At 58.5% G+C, this 25751-nt stretch carries 24 protein-coding genes; 9 read left to right on the top strand and 15 right to left on the bottom strand.

Translation table 11 applies throughout. The features are described 5' to 3' along the window. Positions 1-6: 6 nt before the first annotated feature. Positions 7-1524, bottom strand: coding sequence for a DHA2 family efflux MFS transporter permease subunit (locus tag HWX34_RS10515; RefSeq protein ID WP_218645133.1), 1518 nt, complete (start codon positions 1522-1524; stop codon positions 7-9). After that, positions 1521-1967, bottom strand: coding sequence for a MarR family winged helix-turn-helix transcriptional regulator (locus HWX34_RS10510; protein WP_178972191.1), 447 nt, complete (start codon positions 1965-1967; stop codon positions 1521-1523). The genes HWX34_RS10515 and HWX34_RS10510 overlap by 4 nt, the downstream gene beginning before the upstream one ends. A 129-nt stretch (positions 1968-2096) precedes the next feature. Here HWX34_RS10510 and HWX34_RS10505 point away from each other — a divergent pair, with 129 nt between their 5' ends. Beyond that, on the top strand, positions 2097-2882 hold the full coding sequence (locus tag HWX34_RS10505) for an ABC transporter substrate-binding protein (RefSeq protein WP_178972190.1): 786 nt from the start codon (positions 2097-2099) through the stop codon (positions 2880-2882). On the opposite strand, the gene HWX34_RS10500 is transcribed toward HWX34_RS10505, so the two are convergent. The 5 genes from HWX34_RS10500 to HWX34_RS10480 all read right to left on the bottom strand — a co-directional run bounded on the left by HWX34_RS10500 (position 2879) and on the right by HWX34_RS10480 (position 7094). Beyond that, positions 2879-3175: a SemiSWEET family sugar transporter gene (locus HWX34_RS10500; RefSeq protein WP_178972189.1), complete on the bottom strand. Its 297-nt coding sequence runs from the start codon at positions 3173-3175 to the stop codon at positions 2879-2881. The genes HWX34_RS10505 and HWX34_RS10500 overlap by 4 nt on opposite strands. A 6-nt stretch (positions 3176-3181) precedes the next feature. After that, entirely contained in the window at positions 3182-3946 is a 765-nt protein-coding gene (gene ugpQ / locus HWX34_RS10495) for a glycerophosphodiester phosphodiesterase (RefSeq protein WP_178972188.1), read from the bottom strand. A 225-nt stretch (positions 3947-4171) separates the two neighbouring features. After that, a complete protein-coding gene (locus tag HWX34_RS10490; RefSeq protein WP_178972187.1) occupies positions 4172-5182 on the bottom strand; it encodes a cytochrome d ubiquinol oxidase subunit II in 1011 nt (336 codons plus the stop codon). Further along, positions 5179-6522 carry a cytochrome ubiquinol oxidase subunit I gene (locus HWX34_RS10485; protein WP_178972186.1) on the bottom strand — a complete coding sequence of 448 codons (1344 nt, stop codon included), beginning with the start codon at positions 6520-6522 and terminating at the stop codon, positions 5179-5181. The genes HWX34_RS10490 and HWX34_RS10485 overlap by 4 nt, the downstream gene beginning before the upstream one ends. A 5-nt stretch (positions 6523-6527) precedes the next feature. After that, the gene (locus HWX34_RS10480; RefSeq protein WP_178972185.1) at positions 6528-7094 is read right to left on the bottom strand and encodes a GbsR/MarR family transcriptional regulator; all 567 of its coding nucleotides are present in this window, start codon (positions 7092-7094) and stop codon (positions 6528-6530) included. 266 nt (positions 7095-7360) lie between these two features. Here HWX34_RS10480 and mutS point away from each other — a divergent pair, with 266 nt between their 5' ends. The 3 genes from mutS to HWX34_RS10465 all read left to right on the top strand — a co-directional run bounded on the left by mutS (position 7361) and on the right by HWX34_RS10465 (position 11012). Then, on the top strand, positions 7361-9910 hold the full coding sequence (gene mutS, locus HWX34_RS10475) for a DNA mismatch repair protein MutS (RefSeq protein ID WP_178972254.1): 2550 nt from the start codon (positions 7361-7363) through the stop codon (positions 9908-9910). A 68-nt stretch (positions 9911-9978) separates the two neighbouring features. Next, positions 9979-10410 (top strand): hypothetical protein, encoded by a 432-nt coding sequence (locus HWX34_RS10470; protein ID WP_178972184.1) that lies wholly within the window; start codon positions 9979-9981, stop codon positions 10408-10410. A 194-nt stretch (positions 10411-10604) separates the two neighbouring features. Then, positions 10605-11012: a hypothetical protein gene (locus HWX34_RS10465; protein WP_178972183.1), complete on the top strand. Its 408-nt coding sequence runs from the start codon at positions 10605-10607 to the stop codon at positions 11010-11012. A gap of 89 nt (positions 11013-11101) precedes the next feature. On the opposite strand, the gene aceK is transcribed toward HWX34_RS10465, so the two are convergent. Further along, positions 11102-12856, bottom strand: a complete 1755-nt coding sequence (gene aceK / locus HWX34_RS10460; RefSeq protein WP_178972182.1) for a bifunctional isocitrate dehydrogenase kinase/phosphatase — start codon at positions 12854-12856, stop codon at positions 11102-11104. Between the two features lie 52 nt (positions 12857-12908). Then, positions 12909-13586, bottom strand: coding sequence for a pseudouridine synthase (locus tag HWX34_RS10455; RefSeq protein WP_178972181.1), 678 nt, complete (start codon positions 13584-13586; stop codon positions 12909-12911). Positions 13587-14045: 459 nt separating this feature from the next. Here HWX34_RS10455 and HWX34_RS10450 point away from each other — a divergent pair, with 459 nt between their 5' ends. Together HWX34_RS10450 and icd are read left to right on the top strand one after the other, a co-directional pair. Further along, complete coding sequence (locus tag HWX34_RS10450; protein ID WP_178972180.1) at positions 14046-16283, top strand: NADP-dependent isocitrate dehydrogenase; 2238 nt, start codon at positions 14046-14048, stop codon at positions 16281-16283. A 211-nt stretch (positions 16284-16494) separates the two neighbouring features. Next, positions 16495-17739, top strand: a complete 1245-nt coding sequence (gene icd / locus HWX34_RS10445; protein ID WP_178972179.1) for an NADP-dependent isocitrate dehydrogenase — start codon at positions 16495-16497, stop codon at positions 17737-17739. Between the two features lie 53 nt (positions 17740-17792). Here icd and HWX34_RS10440 read toward each other — a convergent pair whose 3' ends face one another. Beyond that, positions 17793-18677: a LysR family transcriptional regulator gene (locus HWX34_RS10440; protein WP_178972178.1), complete on the bottom strand. Its 885-nt coding sequence runs from the start codon at positions 18675-18677 to the stop codon at positions 17793-17795. Positions 18678-18764: 87 nt separating this feature from the next. Between HWX34_RS10440 and mdtH the strand changes: the two genes are divergently transcribed. Then, complete coding sequence (mdtH, locus tag HWX34_RS10435; RefSeq protein WP_178972177.1) at positions 18765-19973, top strand: multidrug efflux MFS transporter MdtH; 1209 nt, start codon at positions 18765-18767, stop codon at positions 19971-19973. Between the two features lie 100 nt (positions 19974-20073). Here mdtH and HWX34_RS10430 read toward each other — a convergent pair whose 3' ends face one another. Beyond that, complete coding sequence (locus HWX34_RS10430; protein ID WP_045846595.1) at positions 20074-20277, bottom strand: cold-shock protein; 204 nt, start codon at positions 20275-20277, stop codon at positions 20074-20076. A gap of 225 nt (positions 20278-20502) precedes the next feature. On the opposite strand from HWX34_RS10430, the gene clpS reads away from it, so the two are divergent. After that, positions 20503-20811: an ATP-dependent Clp protease adapter ClpS gene (clpS, locus tag HWX34_RS10425; RefSeq protein ID WP_178972176.1), complete on the top strand. Its 309-nt coding sequence runs from the start codon at positions 20503-20505 to the stop codon at positions 20809-20811. Beyond that, on the top strand, positions 20811-23090 hold the full coding sequence (gene clpA / locus HWX34_RS10420; RefSeq protein WP_178972175.1) for an ATP-dependent Clp protease ATP-binding subunit ClpA: 2280 nt from the start codon (positions 20811-20813) through the stop codon (positions 23088-23090). The genes clpS and clpA overlap by 1 nt, the downstream gene beginning before the upstream one ends. Positions 23091-23166: 76 nt before the next feature. Here clpA and xerD read toward each other — a convergent pair whose 3' ends face one another. The 4 genes from xerD to rimM all read right to left on the bottom strand — a co-directional run bounded on the left by xerD (position 23167) and on the right by rimM (position 25749). Continuing rightward, positions 23167-24048: a site-specific tyrosine recombinase XerD gene (gene xerD, locus HWX34_RS10415; RefSeq protein ID WP_178972174.1), complete on the bottom strand. Its 882-nt coding sequence runs from the start codon at positions 24046-24048 to the stop codon at positions 23167-23169. Between the two features lie 79 nt (positions 24049-24127). Continuing rightward, positions 24128-24496 (bottom strand): 50S ribosomal protein L19, encoded by a 369-nt coding sequence (gene rplS / locus HWX34_RS10410; protein ID WP_045846598.1) that lies wholly within the window; start codon positions 24494-24496, stop codon positions 24128-24130. Between the two features lie 3 nt (positions 24497-24499). Further along, positions 24500-25267, bottom strand: a complete 768-nt coding sequence (trmD, locus tag HWX34_RS10405) for a tRNA (guanosine(37)-N1)-methyltransferase TrmD (RefSeq protein ID WP_062789100.1) — start codon at positions 25265-25267, stop codon at positions 24500-24502. Then, the gene (gene rimM / locus HWX34_RS10400) at positions 25267-25749 is read right to left on the bottom strand and encodes a ribosome maturation factor RimM (RefSeq protein WP_218645140.1); all 483 of its coding nucleotides are present in this window, start codon (positions 25747-25749) and stop codon (positions 25267-25269) included. The genes trmD and rimM overlap by 1 nt, the downstream gene beginning before the upstream one ends. Positions 25750-25751 lie beyond the last annotated feature (2 nt).

Genomic DNA, 25751 nt, shown 5'->3' with positions numbered 1-25751 from the left:
CGCCGGCTATTCATGCATCACCACGTCGACGGCTGTCTCAGTGCCCGGCGCAGCCTTGCGCGGCCGGAGCAGCAACAGCAAGGGCAGCATGGCCAGAAAGCTGTAGGTAATCAGCCAGTACACATCGACGATGGACACCATCAGCGCCTGACGCTGCAACTCCGCCGCCAGCTGGGTGGCAGTGCTGCCATCCACCACCGTCCTGCCCATGCGCGCCAGATAATCCTGCAGCCAGGGATTATCGGCATTGAAAAAGCCGCTCAAGGCATTCCAGGCCGACTGCTCGCCACGCGAATAGGCAGTACTGACAATGGCAATCCCCACCGAGGAGCCCATGGTGCGCAGCAGGCTGAACAACCCGGCAGCCTCGGCCGACAGCCGGGCAGGCAAGGTGGACATGGCCATGGCGGACAGCGGCACATAGATCATGCCCAGCCCGAAGCCCTGCAACAGCACCGGCCAGGCAAACCAGAAAGGGCTGGTTTCCAGATTGTAATGGGTACACACCCAGGTGCCGCAGGCACCAATCAGCAGCCCGCTGCCAATCAGGTAGCGGGAGTCCACCCGGCCAATCAGCTTGCCCACTATCATCATGCTCACCAGGCTGGCAATGCCGCGCGGCGCCATGATCAGGCCGGTATCCAGCGTGGGATAGTGAAACAGCCCTTCCAGCATGATGGGCTGAATCACCATCGCCCCGTACATGGACAGGCCCAGCGCGGCAATCACAATGCTGGCAGCCACAAAATTGCGGTCCTGGAACATGTGCAGGTCGAACAGGGGATGGGCGTTGCCGGACAGGCCGCGCCAGATGAAGCCTACTGCGCCCAGCGTCGCCAGCACGCTGGCCACCACGATGCCGGTGCTGGAAAACCAGTCGTCGCCATTCCCACGGTCCAGCACATACTGGATGCCACCAATGGCTAGTGAAATCAGCATCAGGCCCAGCCAGTCGATGTCGCGCTCGCGCTTGGGCGTATCCGGCACTTGCCGTGCCAGCAGCAAGGACAGCAGCCCGACCGGCAGGTTGATGAAGAAGGTCCAGCGCCAGTCGAACATATCGGTCAGCCAGCCGCCCAGCGTGGGCCCGGCAATCGGCCCCACCATCACCCCCATGCCCCAGATGGCCATGGCCTTGCCGCGTTGTTCGCGCGGGTAGTTGTCCACCATGATGGCCTGCGACAAGGGCACCAGCGCAGCGCCGAACACGCCTTGCAACAGGCGGAACACCACCAGCTGGCCCAGATTCAGCGCCACGCCGCACAGCATGGAGGCCAGCACAAAGCCGCTGATGGATAACAACAGATAGCGTCGCCGCCCCAGTTTGTCAGTCAGATAACCGGTCAACGGCATGCAAATGGCGCTGGCCACCAGATAACTGGTCAGCACCCAGCTGATCTGGTCTGACGTCGCACCCAGTTCGCCCTGCATCTGCGGCAGCGCCACATTGACAATGGTGGTGTCCAGTACCTGCATCACCGTGGCCGCCATCACCGCCACAGTCACCAGCACACGCTGGCTCAAGCGCCTGGCTCCTGTGCCTGTTCGGCAGCATGGCGGATTTGTGCCAGCACCTTGATACAGGTTTGCAGCTCGGCCTCATCCAGCCCGCCCAGCAGTTCGGCCTTCAATGCATCGGCAACTTGCAGCAACTCGCCGGAAACCTGGCTGGCCTTGGCGGTCAACAACACCCGTTTGGCGCGCCGGTCCTGTTCATCCTGCTGTCGGGTCACCCAGCCGTCAGCCTGTAACACATCCAGCAACCTCACTAGCGAGGCCGGTTCAATACCCACCCGGGCGGCCAGTTCGTTTTGCAGCAAGGGCTCGCCGACACGCCCCAATTTGAGCAATACCTGCCAGGTGGCCTGGGAGAAGCCATAAGGACGCAGGCGCTGGTCCAGCAAGGCGCGCCACGCTTTGGGAACAGCACCCAGCAACTCGGCAAGTTCTTGATGAGACTGTGGCATGATATTTCCCGAATTTAATTAGCTCACTAATTATATGCCTGCAAATTTTTATCACCAAGTAGTTCAGCAAGTGTGGCAAGGCAGCGTTTGCCATCTGCTATGCTCTTATCATTCACAAGGAGAAGCACCATGCCCCAGTTGCTTACGCGCCTGTACCTTGCCGCCTTGTGCTGCGTGCCGTTGCTGGCACTGGCTGCAGGCCCGGATTGCAAACGCAGCTACACCCTGGCCTTGCATGAACATGGTTTGCTGTATAACGCCAGCACGCGCAGCGGAATAGATAAAGACGTGGCAGATGAACTGATCCGCCGTAGCGGCTGCAAGATGGACGTCAGCCTGTTGCCGCGCTCACGCATATGGAAACTGCTGGAAGTGGGCAGCCTGGATTTCAGCCTGTCCGGCATCACCAATGAGCAACGCGAACGCTACGCAGCCTTTGCCTGGTATTTTGCCGACAAATACAGCCTGATCGTGCGCAAGGACAGCGGGGTGCAGTCACTGGCGGATTTTTCCGCCCGCAATGAGATGAAGCTGGGTGGCATCCTGAGCTTCCGCTACAGCGACACCATCAACCAACTGGTGGACAAGCTGGACCAACAAGGGCGGCTGGTGGGCAGTTACGATTACGAAACGCTGTATCAGAACCTGCGTCAGGACCGCACCCAGGCCATCATCATCGAGCCATTTGATTATTCCGACCTGGAAAAATACCAGGTGGCCAGGCTGGTACGTATGGTGGAAACCAATGATCAGCACACGCCCCACGGCCTGATCATGTCGAAAAAAACCATCTCGCCGGAACAGCAGGAGCGCTGGCGTGAGCTGATCAACGATATGCGGCGCGATGGCACGCTGCTGAAAATCTTCCGCAAGTATTTCAGCCGCGAAGAAGCCCAGCAGATGACCAGCTTCTAGCCGCCCGGCCTGTCAGCTTGCGGCTGGCGGCGTGCATCAAACACCAGCTTCATCAGCAGCACTGCCATGCTCAGCAGCAGGGTCAGGCCATTGGCCAGCACCACCGGGCGCGAGTGAATCAGCACACCATAACTCAGCCACAAGGCCACGCCGCTGCACATCAGCAGATACATGCCCAGCGAAATATCCCCAGCCGATTTCTTGCGCCATACCAGCCACACCTGCGGCAAGAAAGACAGGGTTGTCAGGCAACCGGCCAACAGGCCCAGCCATTCCACCAGTGCGGCGTTCATCCGGCCTTACTCCGTCAGCCATTGGGCAGGCTGCAGCACATCCAGCCGGTCGGTGCAGACGCTATCCACACCCCAGGCCATGATTTCGCGCGCCCGCGCCACATCGTTCACCGTGTAGCACAGCAACTGGTAACCGGCGGCCTTGATGGCGGCGGCCAGCTGCGGTGTCAGCGTGGCATGGTCGCAATGCAAGGCAATGCAGCCCAGTAACTGCAAGGTGGCCTGCCAATCCGCCGGAATCTCCTCCACCAGCCAGGCGCGTGGCAAATCCGGCTCGGCCAGCTGTGCGGCGCGCAGGGCATCCACACTGAACGATGACAATAGCGGCGGCACGGCCGCACCGGCCCACAGTCGTGCAGCTTCTTGCGCCACCAGACGGCCGGTTTCGGCATCACGTCCCGGACAGGGTTTGATTTCCACATTCAGCAACATGCCCTGCGCCCGGCAATAGGCCGCCACATTGGCAAAGCCGGGCAGCGCCTCGCCGGCAAACTGCGCACCCCTCCAGCCACCGGCATCCAGCTGCGACAGCTGCGCCATGCTCAGCTCGGCGGCCAGACCATGGCCATTCGTGGTGCGATCCACTGTATCGTCGTGCAGCAGAAAGCACACATTGTCGGCGGACAGCTTCACATCGCACTCGGCGGCACGGTAACCATATGCTACACCGGCACGGAAACCGGCCAGCGTGTTTTCCGGAGCCATGACGCCGCCGCCACGATGGGCGACCAGCCGGGGATAGGGCCAGGGTGAGGTATGCTGCTGCGACATGTGGTTCTCCATCCGGTAGTGTGTGCAGGAACAACAGATATGCCTATCGTAACGCCAGGCAGGCGCTGCGCCAGTGCTGATTTGCGGCTATTTCGTCAACGGCGGCCAAGGCCGGCCGCATTGTCCATTACACCGGCAAAAGGCTGCAATTATCTGGCCTGTATGTGACCCGGACATGACAAAACCCGACCTGCATGCGACAGGCCGGGCCGGAACCATCCACAATCACTGATAACGCAAAGTACCGGTCTTGCCCCAGAACACCCGGTAGGCAAAGGCGGTATAGCCGATGATGCAGGGCAGCACCAGCAGCGCGCCCCACAGCATGATCCACAAGGCTTCAGGGTCGCTGGCGGCCTGCCAGATATCCATGCGGCCCGGTATCACCTGCGGGAACACGCTATAGGCCAGCCCCCAGAAAGCCAGCAGCACCATGCCCACGGTGGTGGCAAACGGCAGCCAGCAGTAGCTGTCGTTGCCGGCTGCCTGACGCCGGGCCAGCCGAGGCAGGGCCAGCCATTGCACCACGAACAGCGCCAGCGTCCCCAGCGGCAAGGGCAGCAGCAAGAACAGCTGCGGCAGGGCAAACCACTTGCCGGCGATGGCCGGATTGGCCAGCGGCGTCACGATGGACACCAGCAGCACGGCCAGGCCCGCGCCCGGCACACTGCGCCGCGCCCAGCCAAGCGCCTGCTTTTGCAAGGCACCTTCCGTCTTCATGATCAGCCAGCAGGCCCCTAGCAAGGCATAGGCCGCAGTCAGCCCCGCCCCCACCAGCAAGGCAAACAGCCAGGGCAGCAAGCCGTCGGCAAAACCGGTCAGATAGCGGCCCAGCATCACGCCTTGCGCCAGCGAAGCCAGCGAGGAACCGAAGGCAAAGATGGCATTCCACCATGGGCGGTGCGGGTCGCGCGCCTTGACGCGAAAATCAAAGGCCACCCCGCGCAGGATCAGTCCCACCAGCATCAGCAGTACCGGAATGTACAAGGCACCAAACACCACACCGTGCGCCATGGGGAAGGCCACCAACAACAGCCCCGCCCCCAGTACCAGCCAGGTTTCGTTGGCATCCCAGAACGGGCCGATGCTGGCCACCATGCGGTCCTTCCCGGCATCGTCCGCCAGTGGCAACAACAGGCCCACGCCCAGATCAAAGCCATCCAGCACCACATACACCAGCATGGCCAGCCCCATCAGTCCGGCGAAGATCACCGGCAACCAGTACGCAGCGTTCATGCTTGCACCTCCTTCAACTCCACGGCAGTGTCAGCCTGTCCTGCGGCTTTGCTGGCCAGATGAAACAGCACCGAGATGTAGGCCAGCAGCAGGCCGGCATACAAGGCGAGATAAGTCAGCAGCGAACCGGCCACCATGCTGCCGGTTGCCGCCCCGGCCGCCTGTGCGGTGGTGAGTACACCCGTCACCAGCCAGGGCTGGCGGCCGATTTCCGTCACATACCAGCCAGCCAGCGTGGCCACCCAGCCGGCAAAGGTCATGCCCACCAGCACGTACAGCAGGCGACGGTCCAGTCCGGCAGCATCCCGGCGACGCAACTGCCAGGCGGTGAGCCAGGACGCCAGCAGCATCAGCACCCCTACCCCCACCATCACGCGAAAACTCCAGAACACCTTGGCCACCGGCGGATGCTCGGCAAATTCGTTCAGGCCGCGGATTTCGCCATCAGGGTCGTGCTTGATGATCAGGCTGGCGAGGCGCGGAATGCCCAGCGCGTAGTCATTGCTTTGGGTATCGGCATTGGGCAGGGCAAACAGCAGCAAGGGCGCGCCACGCTCGGTGTGCCACACCCCTTCGATAGCGGCCAGCTTGGCCGGCTGGTGCGCCATGGTATTCAGGCCATGCGCGTCCCCCGCCAGGATTTGCAGCGGAATCAATAGCGCCGCCAGCCAGACACCAGTCTTGAGTGCCACGGCATTACCAGCGCTGCGGTCGGCTTTCAGCAAGCGATAAGCCGACAGCCCGGCCACCAGAAAGGCCACGGTCAGACCGGAGGCCAGCAACATATGCGTCAACCGGTAGGGCATGGACGGGTTGAAAATCACCTGCAACCAGCTGGTGACATGCGCCCGCCCACCCTGCATCACGAAACCGGCCGGGGTTTGCATCCACGAATTGAGTGCGATGATCCAGAACGCCGACAGGCTGTTGCCAAACGCCACCAGCAAGGTTGCCAGCGTATGTACCCGCTCCGATACCCGGCTGCGACCAAACAGCATGATGCCGAGAAAGCCTGCCTCCAGGAAAAACGCCGTCAGGATTTCATAAGCCAGCAAAGGCCCGGCAATATTGCCCACTGTTTGCATATAGCCCGGCCAGTTGGTACCGAACTGAAAGCTCATGGTGACACCGCTCACTACCCCCAGGGCAAAGGACAGCGCAAAAATCTTCACCCAGAAACCGTAAGCATCCATCCACGCTTGCCTGCCGGTACGCAGATAGCGCAGCTTGAAAAACAGCAACACCCAGGCCAGCGCGATATTGATGCTGGGAAACAGGATATGAAAGCTGATATTGGCGGCAAACTGGGCACGTGCCAGTGCCAGGGCATCCAGTTCCATGACGGCTACTCCCTATCGGTGTCTCGCCCGGTCAGCTTGCTCAGCGACTGGGTGAATTGCAGTACTTTCTGCACCTGCGAGCCCAGCTTCATCAGCCGCTGCAGGGTTTCCACATCCATGTGCTGGATGTCGGAAAACCAGGTGGTGACCAGCTCCACCAACTGGTACATCTCGCTCATGCGCTGTTGTGCATGGCGTTCGGCATCGCTGGCCGGTTTCTCCATCATCGCCCCGCGCAACATGGTGAGGGTGGGTTCCACCTCGCGCTTTTTGCGTTCCTCGGCCAGGGTCTTGAAGATGGCCCAGACATCGTCCGGGGTGGAAAAGTATTCGCGCCGGTCGCCGGGGTAATGCTGCAGCTTCACCAGCCGCCACGACTCCAGCTCTTTCAGCCCCATGCTGACATTGGAACGGGAGAAGCTCAGGCTTTCGGCAATTTCATCGGCATTGAGCGGCTTTTCGGAAACAAACAGCAGGGCATAAATCTGACCGACGGTGCGATTAATGCCCCAGCGGCTGCCCATTTCACCGAAATGCGCAACAAAGGACTGGACAAGAGGGGTGGTGTTCATGACTTCCTCAATTTTCAGTAATTTCTGAAAGTTTGATAAAGATCATACTTTCATCACTTTGTTCCGGTCAATGCACAGATGGCTTGATCAAACAGCTTGCCAATCAGTACAGGCCATGAATGCAACAGGTCCTCACCGCATGCCGTAGCGGCGATACCAGCCTGACACCCGGAGCCCGCTACGGTAGAATCCGCGTTTTGCGTCAGCGCCCCGCCTTGGTGGGGCGTTGTCATCTGCACCACGGCACCGACAAGAGCACCACGCGCATGAGCACGCCCCAGCACACTCCAATGATGGCCCAATACTTTGCCCTGAAAAGTCAGCATGCCGACAAGCTGCTGTTCTACCGCATGGGCGACTTCTACGAGCTGTTTTACGAGGATGCGGAAAAGGCGGCGCGCCTGCTGGACATCACCCTCACCACCCGTGGCAGCAGCGCTGGCACCCCCATCAAGATGGCCGGGGTGCCTTATCACGCCGCAGAAGGGTATCTGGCGCGACTGGTCAAAATGGGCGAATCAGTCGCCATTGCCGAGCAGATTGGCGACCCGGCGCTGGCCAAAGGCCCGGTGGAACGCAAGGTGGTACGTATCGTCACCCCCGGCACCCTTACTGATGCCGCCTTGCTGGACGACAAGCGTGACAACCTGGTGCTGGCGGTAAACATGCACAAGGGCACGCTGGGCCTGGCCTGGCTGTCCATGGCCAGTGGTGAATTCAAGATCATGCAAACCAGCGTGGAAGAATTCGCCAGCGAAATGGAACGGCTGAAGCCGGCCGAGCTGGTATTCCCGGACGACAGTGGCCTGAACATCCTTGAGCAGGTGACCTGCCCGCGCAAAAAACTGCCGCCCTGGCAGTTTGACCACGACTCCGCCCAACTGGCGCTCACCCGCCACTTTGGTACGCATGATCTGGCCGGCTTTGGTGCCGACACCCTGCCGGTGGCGGTAGGCGCGGCTGGCGCGCTGCTGGAATACGTCAAATCCACCCAGAGCGTGAACCCGGCCCACATCGCCCAGCTGGCGGTGGAAGACGCGGGCGAACTGATACGCATGGATGCCGCCACCCGGCGTAATCTGGAACTGACCGAAACCATACGCGGTGAACCCTCGCCCACACTGGCGTCCTTGCTGGACACCTGCGCCACCAGCATGGGCAGCCGCCTGCTGCGCCACTGGCTGCATCACCCCATCCGCCAGCACGGCAAGCTGCAACGCCGTCTGGAATCGGTACGCGCCTTGCTGCCGGTGCATCAGGACATCCATGCCCAGTTGCGCGAAGTAGCCGACATCGAACGCATCACCGCGCGCATTGCGCTGCGCAGTGCACGTCCGCGCGACCTGGCCGCCCTGCGCGACTCGCTCAAGGCCCTGACCGGTGCCAAGCAACTGGCCGCCAGCCTGGATGCGCCGCTGCTGGGAGAACTCTCGCGCGTGCTGCCGGACGAGTCTCCGGTCGAACAACTGCTGACTGCCGCCATCCTGCCCGAACCGGCCACTTTCCTGCGTGACGGCGGGGTGATCAATCACGGTCTGAATGCCGACCTGGACGAGCTGCGCGCCATCCAGACCGATTGCGGCGACTTCCTGCTGGCCCTGGAAGCACGCGAAAAAGAACGCACCGGCATCACCACCCTCAAGGTGGAATTCAACCGCGTGCACGGCTTCTATATCGAAGTTTCCCGCGCCCAGGGCGACAAGGTTCCGGACGATTATCGCCGTCGCCAGACCCTGAAAAATGCCGAGCGCTACATCACGCCGGAACTGAAGGAATTCGAAGACAAGGCGCTATCGGCACAGGACCGCTCGCTCGCACTGGAAAAACAGCTGTACGAACAACTGCTGGATCAACTGGCACCGTACATTCCCGACCTCAAGCTGATCGCCCAGGCCGTGGCCGGGCTGGACGTGCTGGCTGCCTTTGCCGAACGCGCCAGCAGCAACAACTATGTCGAGCCGGAATTCGTCGGCGAAACCCGACTGGAAATCAGCGAAGGCCGTCACCCGGTGGTAGAAGCCGAGGTGGAACGTTTCATCGCCAACGACACCCGCCTGAGCGACAGCCGCAAACTGCTGCTGATCACCGGCCCCAATATGGGCGGTAAATCCACTTATATGCGGCAGAACGCGCTGATCACCCTGCTGGCCCATGTCGGCAGCTTCGTACCGGCAAACCGTGCCGTCATCGGCCAGATCGACCGCATTTTCACCCGTATCGGCGCTTCGGACGACCTGGCCGGCGGCCGATCCACCTTCATGGTGGAAATGACCGAAACGGCGAATATATTAAACAACGCCACCTCCCAGTCACTGGTGCTGATGGACGAAGTGGGCCGGGGTACTTCCACCTTCGACGGCCTGGCGCTGGCCTGGGCCATTGCCAAGGCACTGATCGAAAAAAGCCGTGCCTACACCCTGTTTGCCACCCACTATTTCGAGCTGACCACGTTGGCCGAACAATACCCGGCCGTGGCTAACGTCCACCTGTCCGCTATCGAACACAAGGACCGCATCGTGTTCATGCACCATGTGGACGAAGGCCCTGCCAGCCAGAGTTACGGACTGGCAGTGGCCCAGTTGGCTGGGGTGCCACCCAAGGTGATTCGCGAGGCCAGACGCTATCTGGCCGAACTGGAAAACCAGTCTGCCGCACGCGTGCAACCCGACCTGTTCTCCGCCCCGCCAGCCACGCAGATCGAAGCGGAAGCCGTGCCGAATCCTGCACTGGAAATGCTGGAAGAACTCGATCCTGACGAACTGACACCGCGCCAGGCACTCGACTTTCTCTATAAAGTGAAAAAAGTGCTGAAATGATTCAGCAAATTTCTTGCCGTCTTCTATGATGAAAAAATCATGACAACCAGAGAACAGGAGCATTAATCATGTCGTCGCAGAGCACTGCCAGTAATCCGGGATTGATTCATCTGTTTGGTCACGCCGGAGAAGATGGCAGCATTTCCCTACAAGCCATTCGCGATAGAGCCTCCAAGCAGTTGACACGTTTTGCCACGCTGGCAGAAGAAGAACTGGCTGCACGCCAGATCAGCATGCCCCCGGCCATCAGCCTGGTCAGCTGTCCAGGTTGCAGTCTCACACTGGAAAACAATCACCCACAGGCCGACGACATCCTCACCTGGCTTGACGGCAATGCCAAAGTTTCCAGCCTGTTCAAAGAAGTGGAAGTTCTGTTTGAAATTGTCCGCGCTACTGAATACGCAGGTGAAACCTTCCCCGAATCATCCTGCTTCCATATCGGCCTGACCAGTGCGGGTCCGATTGCTTATTTTGAAGATCACGTGTGCAGCCAACAGTAAACCGCCAGGCCTGGTGCCTGAACAGCAAACAGGGAGACCAAAGTCTCCCTGTTTGTTTTTGGGCCTGACCCAGCACCGGGCAAGCGGCATGGAACTGACAGCCCGTAAAAGTGAATTTTCCTAGGAGATCATCAGACTCCCAGGCGCTCAAGTACTTCTACCATCAAGGTACACACTTTTACCGGAGCGATCCCATGCCACTTACCGAAACCATATGCCCAGCCATCCGGCCAGAACGGCCTGCTTTCCCGTCGCACAGCCCGGACCTGGCCGAGAATCTCCTGCTACAAGCCAAAACCTTACTGGGCATTTTTGGCCAGCAAGCCATGCAGGAAATGAAAGACCGCAGCATCAATCTGCCACCCGCAATCTGCCTGACCAACAATCCAGACGGGACAATCGCACTACACAGCCAGCACCCGCAAGCCAGGGCAATACGCCTGTGGCTCAATAACAGCCATGACTTGCGGCAGCAATTCCATGAAACTCGGGCATTGTTTGAATTGCTCAATGCCTGCACACCCTCCAAAGGTTATGTACCAGGCATGTCCTTCTGTATCGGTCTCACCTCGGCTGGCCCGCTTGCCTATTTCTCGCACTAAATCACTCAAACGACAGTTCGCGCTCCTCCGCCAAGCAGTGTCATCACAAAAAAGGGGAAGCCTCAGGCTTCCCCTTGCTGATCAAGGCCTCACGCATCACTTGGCAGATGGCCGAAACGCATTTCCACCGGGTATGGAAAGAAGTCCTCGATCACTCCCTCATTAATACGCTGCTGACACTGCTGCCAGAACAGCGGGTCCAGCAGGTCACGGTGATACTTGAGGAAAGTCTTGCGAATCTGCAGATCGCCCAGCAAAAAGGTGGCAAACTCCTCTGGAAACACATCATGGCGACCAACCGGGTACCACACCTCACCGGACAATTCCATTTCCGGGTTGGGCGCGGGCGGTATGCGGCGGAAATGGCAGTCCGTCATGTATTCGATTTCATCGTAATCATAAAAAATCACCCGCCCGTAACGGGTCACCCCAAAATTCTTGAACAACATGTCTCCGGGGAAAATATTCGCCGATGCCAACTCCCGGATAGCCATGCCATAGTCGCGAATCACCCTTTCCTTTTCCACCTCGTCGCATTGCATCAGATAGATATTCAACGGCTTCATGCGCCGCTCGATATACAGATGACGAATGACAATGCTATCACCGGTTTCTTCCATCATTGATGCTGCCTGACTGCGCAGCTCGTTCAATAATTCCACCGTAAAACGGCTGCGTGGAAAAGCCACATTGGAAAACTCCAGCGTATCAGCCATGCGCCCTACCCGGTCATGCCGCTTCACCAGTCGGTATTTGCGCTTGACCGTATCGCGGTCCATCTCCTTCGGGCCGCCAAAAACATCTTTGATCAGTTTGAACACATAAGGGTAGGACGGCAGGGTAAACACCAGCATCACCAGGCCACGAATTCCCGGTGCAATCACAAACTGGTCGTTGGAGTGCTGCAGATGCTGCATGAAATCGCGATAAAAGGTGTTCTTACCCTGTTTTTGCAAGCCCAGCATGGTGTAAAGCTCGGCCTTGGTCTTGCTGGGCAGCATGCTGCGCAGAAACTGCACATAGGCCGACGGCACTTCCATATCCACCAGGAAATAGGCCCGGCTGAAAGAAAACAGCACACCAATGCGCCAGGGCTCCAGCAGCACGGTGTCCAGATACAGTTTGCTGTTTTCATCACGCAAAACCGGCACGGCAAACGGATAACTCACGCCACCATTGATCACCTTGCCGAAAATATAAGCCGCCTTGTTGCGATAAAAGGCCGAGGACAATACCTGGATTTGCAGATTGGCTTCAGGCACCGGCCACAGGGCAGAAAAGTGACGCTTGACCGCCCCCAGCACACGGGCCAGATCCCGGCTCAAGCAAGCAAACGGCAACTGCCAGGCAAAATCACGCACCATCTGCCGCAGCACCTGGCGTAAACCATCTGCCGCCGGATAGTAGCTCCGATAGCAAGGCGGATCAGACTCGATATATTCAGTGGAAATGGCCGGTCGGATAAAAATGAAATCGTTGTTGAAGTAATCCCGGTGCAGCATGCGGGTGAACACCGAGTTGAAAAAGGTCTCGGCCAGTTCTGGCTGCTTGTGATTGGTCAGCAGGCCGATAAAGTACAGCTTGGCCTGCTGCCAGATTTCATCATCCAGCAAATCGGCATGAAACTCGTGATGCAGCCGGCCAACCGTTTCATCCACCCGTTCATCGTAAAACTGGATGCGGTCGCGAATGGCCTGCTGCACCCCCTGCCAATCCGCGCGCTCGAATAACAACTTGGCCTGCTTGCTGCAGGCGCGAAACAAGCGGTAGTGCTTGTTGAAGCCGGCGACAAGGGCCTGGGCGATATCGCGGGCAACCGGGTTGTAGTACTCGGGAATCTGCATGATGGGGCCTCATCGCTGTCGCGCATCCAGCCCGCCGCCCCAACGACAACGATCAGGACTTGTTCTTGCGGGCAAAACGGAAGGATGGTTGCGCTCGGGTCTGCCCGGCACCCGACCCCGCCTTCCCCTGGGCCAAGGGCGTCGGCTTGCTCAGACGCTCAGCATGGGACAGTGCGGGCAAATCTTCAAGATTCACCTCGATGCTGCGTAACTCGCCCGGCTGCATGTCACCCAGCTGCCATGGGCCGATGGCCGCGCGCACCAGTCGCAAGGTAGGCAGCCCCACCTTGGCCGTCATGCGGCGCACCTGACGGTTCTTGCCTTCACTGATGATGATCTCCAACCAGCAGTCCGGTACGGTCTTGCGAAAACGCACCGGCGGCTTGCGCTCCCACAGGGCTGGCGGGTCGATCTGGCGCACTTGGGCCGGACGGGTTACAAAATCGCCCAGATCCACCCCGGCGCGCAGCGCGGCCAGCTGTTCTTCGCTGGCCCGGCCTTCCACTTGCACCCAGTAGGTTTTGGGCAGTTTCCAGCGCGGGTCGCTGATGCGATGTTGCAAAGCGCCCTCTCCTGTCAGCAACAGCAAGCCTTCACTATCGGTATCCAGACGGCCAGCCGGGTAAATGCCCGGCGTGGAAATATGATCCTTCAGCGTCGGATGCAATTCGTGCCGGGAAAACTGACAAATGACACCGTATGGTTTGTTGAACAGAAAAAGTGCAGGCATTGTGGCTGGACCATGCAAAAAGTGAAGATAAGGCCAGGATGATACCAAGTAGCGCCAGCGCTGGTCATGCCAGTGTTCAGCTCACCATCCTTCTGCCGTCCTTAGCCCAGTCATGGCGACAAAGCAAGACAGCAAAAACCGGAACATGGAACTATGCTGTGGACTGCAACTCACAGCACCGGTGCGTAAAATTCACATTCGAACACGCGTTTACCCAGTTGCAAGGGCAAAGTTCGGATACTTACAAACAGTGCGAACATTTGAGGGGTATAATTCACTTCCGAAAAGACAGCCGCAAGTTGAAGACCATGCCGCCGCCCTCAGGTCGCCCAAGGACCAGCTGGTAGCACGGCTGCTTCATGCAGTATCTTTACACGCGCCTAGCGGAACATCCCCCGGTGTGCGAAAGCCGCCTCGCGCAGTCGTTCTGACGTCAAAATAATCATTGGAGATAGAGCAATGCCTTCGGAACAGCCGACCATCATCTACACCCTGACCGACGAAGCACCTGCGCTGGCTACCAGCGCCTTCCTGCCAGTCATCCGTACCTTTACCGGCAGCGCCGGCATCAATATTGAAACTGCCGACATCTCCGTCGCCGCCCGTGTACTGGCCGAATTCCCCGAATACCTGACCGACGAGCAAAAAGTACCGGATACGCTGAGCGAACTGGGCAAGCTGACCCAGAACCCGGACACCAATATCATCAAGCTGCCGAACATCAGTGCTTCGGTTTCGCAGCTGATTGCCTGCATCAAGGAACTGCAATCCAAGGGCTATGCCCTGCCGGACTACCCGGAACTCCCCACCACCGATGCCGACCATGCGCTCAAGGCCCGCTACGCCAAGTGTCTGGGTTCGGCCGTGAACCCGGTGCTGCGTGAAGGCAACTCCGACCGCCGCGCCCCGCTGGCAGTCAAGAATTACGCCAAGAAGCACCCGCACTCCATGGGCGAGTGGAAACAGTGGTCGCAAACCCATGTTTCCCACATGCACCATGGCGACTTCTACCATGGTGAAAAGTCCATGACCCTGGACAAGGCCCGTGACGTGAAGATGGAGCTGACCACCAAGAGCGGCAAGACCATCGTGCTCAAGCCCAAGCTTGCCCTGCAGGCCGGTGAAATCATCGACTCCATGTTCATGAGCAAGAAGGCACTGTGCGAATTCTACGAGCGCGAAATGGAAGACTGCCGTGAATCCGGCATCCTGTTCTCGCTGCACGTGAAAGCCACCATGATGAAGGTGTCCCACCCCATCGTGTTCGGTCACTGCGTCAAGATTTACTACAAGGACGCCTTCGAGAAACACGGCAAGCTGTTCGAAGAGCTGGGCGTGAACGTGAACAACGGCATGGCCAATCTGTACGAAAAGATCGAGACCCTGCCGGCCACCAAGCGCGAAGAAATCATCCGCGACCTGCACGCCTGCCAGGAACATCGTCCGCGTCTGGCCATGGTGGACTCCGCCAAGGGCATCACCAACTTCCACTCGCCTAACGACGTGATTGTCGATGCCTCCATGCCGGCCATGATCCGTGGCGGTGGCAAAATGTGGGGTGCCGATGGCAAGCCGGCCGACTGCAAGGCCGTGATGCCGGAATCCACCTTTGCCCGTATCTATCAGGAGATGATCAACTTCTGCAAATGGCACGGCAACTTCGACCCGCGCACCATGGGCACCGTGCCCAACGTGGGCCTGATGGCGCAAAAGGCAGAAGAATACGGTTCGCACGACAAGACCTTTGAAATCGCTGAAGACGGCGTGGCCAACATCGTTGACCTGGCCACCGGCGAAGTCCTGCTGAGCCAGAACGTGGAAGCCGGCGACATCTGGCGTATGTGCCAGGTGAAGGATGCGCCTATCCGCGACTGGGTGAAGCTGGCCGTGACCCGCGCCCGCAACTCCGGCATGCCGGCAGTGTTCTGGCTGGACCCGTACCGTCCGCACGAAAAGGAACTGATCAAGAAGGTAGAAACCTACCTGAAGGATTACGACACCAGTGGTCTGGAAATCCACATCATGTCGCAAGTCCGCGCCATGCGTTTCACCCTGGAACGCGTAGCACGCGGTCTGGACACCATCTCGGTCACCGGCAACATCCTGCGCGACTACCTGACCGACCTGTTCCCCATCATGGAACTGGGCACCTCGGCCAAGATGCTGTCCATCGTGCCGCTGATGGCTGGTGGCGGCATGTACGAAACCGGTGCTGGTGGTTCGGCGCCGAAACACGTACAGCAGCTGCTGGAAGAAAACCACCTGCGCTGGGATTCGCTGGGTGAGTTCCTCGCCCTGGCCGTTTCGCTGGAAGAACTGGGCATCAAGACCGGCAACAACAAGGCCAAGATCCTGGCCAAGACGCTGGATGCCGCCACCGGCAAGCTGCTGGACAACGACAAGTCGCCGTCGCGCCGCACTGGCGAACTGGACAACCGTGGCAGCCAGTTCTACCTGGCCAGCTACTGGGCCGAAGCACTGGCCAACCAGACCGAAGACCTGGAGCTGCAAGCCCAGTTTGCCCCGCTGGCCAAGCAACTGGCCGAGCAAGAAGCGCAAATCATTGCCGAACTGAAAGCCGTACAAGGCAAACCGGCAGATATCGGCGGCTACTACCTGCCCGATGCTGCCAAGTGCCAGGCCGTGATGTGCCCCAGCAGCACCTTCAACGCCGCACTGAAGAGCGTTCACGCCTAAGTCCGTTTACCGGCCTTCACGGTCGGTAGCACCACACCAGCGCCAGGATTCCTCCTGGCGCTTTTTTATTGTCATGCCGCCATGCGTCAACAATCGGCCAATAAATTTGTCTGATCTTTCTCAGCAACAGCCGCGCCAAGGTCTAGGCTGAGTGAATGGAAAGTGCTGCTGCACCCGACAGTCCCTACCCTGTGACAAGGAGAGAACAACAATGAACGTGTCCCATATCAAGGTTCCACCTGAAGGACAGAAAATCATTCCGGGTCAGCCAGTGCCGGCCAATCCCATCATTCCGTTTATCGAAGGTGATGGGATTGGCGTGGATATTACCCCGGTGATGATCAAGGTGATTGATGCCGCAGTCGACAAAGCATATGGCAAAAAGCGCAAGATTCACTGGATGGAAGTGTATGCCGGGGAAAAATCCACCCGCCTGTATGGCCCGGACGAATGGCTGCCCAAGGAAACCTTCGATGCGCTGAAAGAATATTCGGTCTCCATCAAAGGGCCGATGACCACGCCGGTTGGCGGCGGCATCCGCTCTCTCAATGTCGCCCTGCGCCAGGAACTGGACTTGTACCAGTGCGTGCGCCCAGTACAGTATTTCCAGGGCGTGCCATCCCCGCTAAAACACCCGGAACTGGTCAATATGGTGATCTTCCGCGAAAACACCGAAGACATTTATGCCGGGATTGAATGGCAGGCCGGTTCGGATGCGGTAAAAAAGGTGATCGCCTTTTTGCAAAACGAAATGGGCGTGAAGAAAATCCGCTTCCCGGACAGCTCCGGCATCGGCATCAAACCGATTTCGGTAGAAGGAACGGAACGCCTGGTGCGCGCAGCGCTGCAATACACCATAGACAATGACCGCAGCAGCCTCACCATTGTCCACAAGGGCAATATCATGAAATTTACTGAAGGCAACTTCCGTGATACCGCCTATGCACTGGCCCGCAAAGAATTTGGTGCCGAGCCGATTGCTGGTGGCCCATGGTGCACATTCAACAACCCCAATACCGGCCGTGAAATCATCATCAAGGACGCCATTGCCGACGCCTTCCTGCAACAAATCCTGCTGCGTCCAGCCGAATACGATGTGATTGCCACCACCAATCTCAACGGCGACTACATCTCGGATGCCCTGGCCGCTCAGGTTGGCGGCATCGGCATTGCGCCGGGGGCCAATATTTCCGACCACTACGCCTGTTTTGAAGCCACCCACGGCACCGCGCCCAAGTATGCCGGGCTGGACAAGGTCAACCCCGGCTCGCTGATTCTGTCAGCGGAAATGATGCTGCGCCATCTGGGCTGGGTGGAAGCGGCGGATCTAGTGATCCGGTCCATGGAAGCAGCCATTGCCGACAAGCAGGTCACCTACGACTTTGCCCGCCTGATGGATGGCGCCACCGAAGTGTCCTGCTCACAATTCGGTGATGCCATGATTGCGCGCATGTAAACCCTCGCCACCTCATCCCCCGGCAAGGCCCGCTTCAGCGGGCCTTGTGCGTTTCAGCCGGCCACCAGGGCACGCGCCGCATCCAGCACCTGAGCCTTGGCTGCATCCACACGCTTGCCAGCCCGCCAGGCCATCATCACCTCCCAATGCCAGGCAGGCAGCTCAGGCACACACAAGCGGACCAGCGTGCCATCCAGCAAATCAGCCTTGATCGACAACTCCGGCATAAAGGACACAAAACCATGACGCAGTACCAACTCGCGTGCGGCGGATGCCGGTTGTACTGCGTGAATCGGACTGGGCAGTTGTCGCAACATACGAATCTGCTGGATCAGGCTCTCGCACTCATCGCCCCAGAACTGCGGTGCAATGCGATGCCGGGCAATATCAGCCAGTGCCAGCGGCCCGGCACCACCCGCCAATGGATGGCTGGCTGCCACCACCGGAACAATGGGGGAGCGCCACAGCAACTCCATCTGGATGCCGGCCATGGCCGGGCATTTCAGCACAAAACCCACTTCAACCTGCCCGGTCAGCAAGTCCTGCATGATTTGCTGGGAATGATCGGTACTACAGCGGATTTCCATCGGTGCATCCGCCAGTTTCATCAGCAAGGGACCAAACACCGGTGATGTCAGCGATGGCAAACAGGACAAGCGGATACGTCGCACCGCCGGCGTACCCTGCATGGCATCCAGACCTTGCTGGTACACCGTCAGTGACTGACGGGCAGACTCCAGAAATGCCTCGCAGGCATTAGTGGCCACGGCACCACGCCGATGGCGGGTAAACAGGGTGACACCCCAGTGCTGCTCCAGCAAACCAATGCGCTGGCTGACCTGCGGCTGAGACCAGCCCCGTTTGGCCGCCGCTTGGCTGAAGCTGCCCAGTTCTGCCACATCCAGTAGCAACTCAAGGTCAGACAAAGCAACAGACATAATGAAAACCAATATGAAATATGCGTAGAAATAGACTTACATAATAGCAGGATGCCTCCCTAGAATGCTGTTCGAATGGGAGATGACATGGCATCCGCGCAACGAGCTCGCCAACTGGGCAAAGCATTCATCCTGCTGGACAACCTGCTGGTGATATTCGGTTTTTTCATGGTATTCCCGCTGATCAGCCTGCACTTTGTCGACCAGTTAGGCTGGAGTGCCGGCACGGTCGGGCTGGCGCTGGCATTGCGCCAGTTCATGCAGCAGGGTCTGGGCTTGTTTGGCGGCTCGCTGGCCGACCGCTTTGGCGCCAAGCCGCTGATCGTCACCGGCATGCTGCTGCGGGCTGCGGGCTTCGCCTGCATGGCCATCGCACATGCTCCCTGGCTACTTTACCTGTCCTGCCTGCTTTCCGGCCTGGGCGGCACACTGTTCGACCCACCACGCACCGCACTGGTGGCCAAGCTGGTACTGGCCCGCCATCGCCCGCATTTCTATGCCCTGCTGATGATGCAGGACAGTGCAGGGGCAGTTGCCGCAGCCTTGCTGGGCAGCTGGCTGTTACAGTTTGATTTCCGCTGGGTAGGACTGGCGGGCACCGCCATTTTTGTTGTGGCGGCCTTGGTCAATGCTCTGCTGCTCCCGCCCTACCGTGTGGCCACCGGGGCGACATCACCCTGGCAGTCCATGCGCGTGGTGCTGCAAGATCGCAGCTATATGCGCTTTGTACTGAGCTTGAGCGGCTATTACATGCTGGCCGTGCAAGTCATGCTGCTGGTTCCTGTCACCATCAAGCAGCTCACCGGCAGCTACCAGGCCGTCGGCTGGATGTATACGCTGGAAACCTGCCTGTCCCTCAGCCTGCTCTACCCGCTGGCACGCTGGGGAGAGCGCCATCTGCGCCGGGAGCAGCGCATGCTGATCGGACTTGGCCTGATGAGCCTGAGCCTGGCCATCATGAGCAATGTGACGCATCCACTGGCCGCATTTTGTGTACTGGGCCTGTTTTTTATCGGCTCCATCATCATGGAACCGGCACGGGAAACCTATGTCGCCAGCCTCGCACGTCCACACGCCCGTGCCAGCTACCTGGGCTGCAGCCGCTTAGGCCTGGCGGTGGGAGGCGCTCTGGGCTATATCGGTGGTGGCTGGCTACTGGATGCATCACGCCAGTGGCAACTGCCAGCCTTGCCCTGGTTGTGCCTGTCTCTGGTTGGCAGCATCACCTTGCTGGCACTCTGGGCACAGTGGCAACCTGACACCAGCAACAGCGCCTGCGCGCGCACCAGGGCATGAAAAACAAAACCCGCCGATTGGCGGGGTTTTGTTTGAAGCTGTCGGGACGTTGACCGGTCAGGTCAGCGTACCTGGCAATCCTGGCGCATCCTCTGCCTGATCAGGCAGCCTGGATGTTCGACGCTTGCTTGCCTTTCGGGCCGCTAACAATGTCAAAGCTTACACGTTGACCCTCTTTCAGGGTCTTGAAGCCTTGCATGTTGATGGCGGAGAAATGGGCAAACAGGTCTTCACCACCCTCATCCGGGGTAATAAAGCCAAAGCCTTTAGCGTCGTTGAACCACTTAACGGTACCAATTGACATGTTACTTCCTTGATTGACGATGGCTGGTGAGGCCGAACAACTTAAAGCTTGCTGCCCATTGCCGGTCAATCCGCCAATGCCAAACAGCTAAGCCAAGCACCTGACAGCATTTCTACGCAACCATTGTGATAGCGTCAAGCCCCTGAAGGAATTCGCACGCTCCCCTTGAAAAAAAGCCAGGGGGAACCAAAATTGAAGTAAACCGCGGTTTAACTGAAAGTCGACATGCCAACGCAGTTCAGCGAAGACGTCGTAAAAGAGGCGTCTCGGGTGAGGACCACCCCTCCCCCCATGTATAAGGTATTGTTATTGAACGATGATTTCACCCCAATGGAATTTGTGGTGGAAGTGTTGCAACAGTTGTTCCACATGAATCGGGAAAAAGCGACCCAAGTCATGTTACAAGTCCATACGCAAGGTCACGGCGTGTGTGGCGTTTATACCAAAGACGTGGCTGCCACCAAGGTTGAACAGGTGTTGCAATTTGCCAAAGCACACCAGCATCCGCTTCAGTGCGTTATGGAGGAAAACTGATGATTGCCCAGGAGCTTGAAGTAAGCCTGCATATGGCGTTCATGGACGCCAGGCGCAAGCGCCACGAGTTCATCAGCGTGGAGCACTTGCTGCTTGCCATGATCGACAACCCCTCCGCCGCCGATGTCTTGAGGGCCTGCGGGGCCAATCTCGACCAGCTGAAAAAGCAGCTGGGCGATTTCATTGACGAACACACCCCTACCGTTCCGGGGGAAACCGAGGTGGAAACCCAGCCCACACTGGGGTTCCAGCGCGTTATCCAGCGCGCCATCCTGCACGTTCAGTCTTCCGGCAAAAAGGAAGTCACCGGCGCCAACATTCTGGTGGCCATCTTCGGCGAAAAAGATTCGCATGCAGTGTATTACCTGCATCAGCAAGGTATCTCCCGCCTGGATGTGGTCAACTTCATTTCGCATGGCATCACCAAGCAACGCTCTCCGCAACAGCCGCCGGAATCGCGCGAACAGCACAACGAATCCGATGGTGAGGAGCAAAGCAATGGGCCGGGCGGCGCACTGGAAAACTACACGCTGAACCTGAACCAGCAGGCCCGCGACGGCAAAATCGATCCGTTGATTGGCCGTGAGCACGAGCTGGAACGCACCGTGCAAATTCTGTGCCGCCGCCGTAAGAATAACCCTTTGCTGGTGGGCGAGGCAGGGGTGGGCAAAACAGCCATCGCGGAAGGCCTGGCGCGCCGCATCGTCAACAATGAAGTGCCGGACGTGCTCTCCAAGGCTACTGTCTACGCGCTGGACATGGGTGCACTGCTGGCTGGCACCAAGTATCGCGGAGACTTCGAACAGCGCCTCAAGGCAGTCATCAAGCAGCTGACCGAAGATGAACACGCCATTCTGTTCATTGACGAAATTCACACGTTGATTGGTGCTGGTGCTGCCTCTGGCGGCACGCTGGATGCATCCAACCTGCTCAAACCTGCTTTGTCCAACGGCAGCCTGCGTTGCATTGGTGCCACCACCTACAACGAGTACCGTGGCATTTTCGAGAAAGATAATGCCCTGTCACGGCGCTTCCAGAAGATTGACGTGGCTGAACCCACCGTGGAGCAGACCATTGAAATCCTCAAGGGACTGAAATCGCGCTTCGAGGCACATCACGGCGTGAAATATACCCAGTCCGCCCTGTCTACCGCTGCGGAATTGTCTGCCCGCTATATCAACGACCGTCACCTGCCGGACAAGGCAATCGACGTAATTGACGAAGCAGGTGCCGCACAGAAGATTCTGCCCAAATCCAAGCAGAAGAAGGTGATTAACAAGGCCGAGATTGAAGAAATCGTCGCCAAGATTGCCCGCATTCCGCCCAAGACTGTCTCCAGCGACGACAAGAACGTACTGAAGAATCTGGAGCGTGACCTCAAGAACGTGGTATTTGGTCAGGACAAGGCCATTGAAAGCCTGGCCACCGCCATCAAGATGACGCGCTCTGGACTGGGCAATCCGCACAAGCCCATCGGCTCGTTCCTGTTCTCCGGCCCCACCGGCGTGGGCAAGACCGAAGTAGCCAAACAACTAGCCTATGTGCTGGGCGTGGAGCTGATCCGCTTTGACATGTCGGAGTACATGGAACGTCATGCGGTAAGCCGGTTGATTGGCGCGCCTCCGGGCTATGTCGGTTTCGAACAGGGTGGCCAGATGACCGAAGCCATCAACAAGCATCCTTATGCAGTGCTGCTGCTGGACGAAATCGAGAAAGCGCATCCTGACATCTACAACGTACTGTTGCAGGTGATGGATCATGGCACCCTGACGGACAACAACGGGCGCAAAGCCGACTTCCGCAATGTGGTGATCATCATGACCACCAATGCCGGAGCCGAGGCCATGTCCAAGCCGACGCTGGGCTTTACCCAGTCCAAGGAAACAGGGGATGAAATGGCGGACATCAAGCGCCTGTTCAGCCCGGAATTCCGCAACCGGCTGGATGCCACCATTTCCTTCAAGATGCTGGATGAGCAGATCATCATGCAGGTTGTGGACAAGTTCCTGATGCAGCTTGAGCATCAGCTTGGCGATAAGAAAGTGGAAATCCACTTTACCGATGCCTTGCGCAGTTTCCTTGCCAAGCGTGGTTTCGACCCGCTGATGGGTGCGCGTCCGATGGCACGGCTGATTCAGGACACCATCCGCAAGGCACTGGCAGACGAGCTGCTGTTTGGCCGCCTGGCCCATGGCGGGGAAGTGACGGTGGACATCAACGATCAGGATGTGGTTGAGCTGCAATTCGACACCGAAGCACTGGCCGCAGAGCCCGCCTGAGCATGCTAGTCAAATCTCCTCACAAAACCGCCCGCTATTGCGGGCGTTTTTTTGTACCGGACAAGGACATCATCACTCAGCCACGTGGATGATGCTGGGCATGCAGCTGCTTGAGTCGTTCGCGGGCAACATGGGTATAGATTTGTGTGGTGGATATGTCTGAATGCCCCAGTAACAACTGCACAACACGCAGGTCGGCTCCATGATTCACCAGGTGGGTGGCAAAGGCGTGGCGCAGCATATGCGGGCCCACAGGAGGCAAACCTTGCGCACGGGCATAACTGGCTATCAGATGCCAGGCCATCTGCCGGCTCATCCCAGCCTTGCGCTGGGTGACAAATACGGCGTCGCACTGTGCCCCACCCAACAGCAGCACACGGGCTTCCCTGAAGTAGCGCTCCAGCCATTCCAGGGCAATTTCTCCCAAGGGCACCATGCGCTCCTTGTTACCCTTGCCACGAGTGATGATCAGGCCCGTCACCATGTCCAGTTGCTGCAGTGTCAGCCCCACCAGTTCGGACACGCGCAAGCCGGTTGCGTACAGCACTTCGAACATGGTCCGGTCGCGCATGCCAAGCGGTGTTTCGACGTCGGGTGCCTGCAACAATAGCTCGACCTGCCCTTCTGACAGCGTTTTGGGTAGGCGCTGCCCCAGCCTCGGATTATCAAGATGCAGGCTGGGGTCGTCAGTCCGCTGGCCTGTCGTCAGCAGATACTGATAATAACGCCGCAGACAAGACAACTGCCTGGCTCGCGTTGCAGGTTTCTCGCGCTCCACGCCGGCCAACAAGGCCTGCTGCAGTTGGGTATGGCTGGCCGATTCTAATGCGCCATCCTGGCTTTGCAGCTGCTTGTGCAGCTTGGCCAGATCGCGACGATACGCTGCCAGGGTATTGGCAGACAAGCCATCCGTCAGCCACAGATGATCCAGAAACCGGTCTATGCTTTCCGTGCTCATGATGTCTTTCCTGGCCGAAGACATAAAAAAAGCGCAAGGTATAAACCTTGCGCTTTCATCATACCTGACGGTATCAGGATCAGCCTTGCTTGCGAGCCGGCAGTTTTTCCTTGATACGTGCGGACTTGCCGGTACGACCACGCAGGTAGTACAGCTTGGCGCGACGTACGTCACCACGGCGCTTCACTTCAACGGAAGCCACCAGCGGGGAGTAGGTCTGGAAAGTACGCTCAACACCTTCACCGGCGGACATCTTGCGCACGATGAAAGAGCTGTTCAGGCCACGGTTACGCTTGGCGATAACAACGCCTTCGTAGGCCTGCAGACGTTCGCGGTTACCTTCCTTTACCTTGACATTCACCACAACGGTATCGCCAGGAGCGAATTCCGGGATGGTTTTGCCCAGGCGGGCGATTTCTTCTTGCTCGAGTTTCTGGATCAGATCCATGTGTTACTCCGGTTTTTTACGGATATCTTGTTCCTGCTGGTACTCTGCCAGCAGCCGAGATTCCTGTTTTGTCAAAGTGCGGCCCTGCAACAGCTCTGGTCGACGTTGCCACGTTCTTCCCAGCGCCTGCTTGAGCCGCCATTTAGCAATCAGTGCATGATTTCCGGACATGAGTACATCCGGCACCCGCATGCCCTGATAGTCTTCGGGTCGGGTATAGTGCGGACAATCAAGGAGTCCGTTCACAAATGAGTCTTCATAAGCAGACTGGGCATCGTTGAGAACACCAGGAAGCAGCCGGATGACTGCATCCATCAGCACCATGGCCGGTAGCTCGCCACCGGACAACACGTAGTCGCCAATGGAAACTTCCTCGTCTACCTGCCGCTCGATCAAGCGCTCGTCCACCCCTTCGTAACGTCCGCACAGCACAATCAGACCGGGACGACGGGACAGCTCAACCGCTTTTTCGTGCGTCAAAGCGCGCCCTTGCGGGGACAGGTAGATAACATGGCTCTCTTCGACACCTGCTGCCTGCTGACGCGCCTTGGCTGCCGTGATGGCGGCCTCCAGCGGTTCAATCAGCATCAGCATGCCAGGCCCTCCACCATAAGGACGATCGTCCACACGGCGGTAGTTGTCATGGGTGAAATCGCGTGGATTCCATTTCTGGAAATCCCAAATGCCCAGATCAAGCGCCCGCTGGCTTACACCAAAGCGGGCGATGGCATCGAACATTTCCGGAAACAGCGTGATGGCATCGATATGCATCAGTAATCCAGGCCCCAGTCGACTGAAATGCGGGCCTCGGCCAGACTGACATCCAGTACGAACTGGCCAACGAAGGGAATCAGCCGCTGGCCGTATTCACCTTCTACCACCAATACATCGTTGGCACCGGTTTCCATCAATTCGGTCACCTTGCCAAGCACCACACCTTGCTGGTTGATGACAGACAGGCCGATCAGATCGGACCAGTAATATTCATCCATACCAGCTTCCGGCAATTCACTACGGGGAACGGCTATTTGCAGGCCGCGCAGGGCTTCCGCCGCGTCGCGATCTTCAATACCCTGCAGCTTGACGGACAAGCCCTTGGGCTGCACCGCCCCGTTTTCAAATGTGTACGGCTTCCAGCTGTCATCCTTGCCCAGCCACCAGACCGGGTAGTCAAACAGACCGTCAGCGTATTCGGTATCGGCCTGGACCTTGATCCAGCCCTTGATACCGAAGGCGCCACGCACAAACCCCATCA

This window comes from Aquitalea sp. LB_tupeE, assembly GCF_013391415.1.
Classification (GTDB): domain Bacteria; phylum Pseudomonadota; class Gammaproteobacteria; order Burkholderiales; family Chromobacteriaceae; genus Aquitalea.
This window is presented reverse-complemented; position numbering and strand designations above follow the sequence as displayed.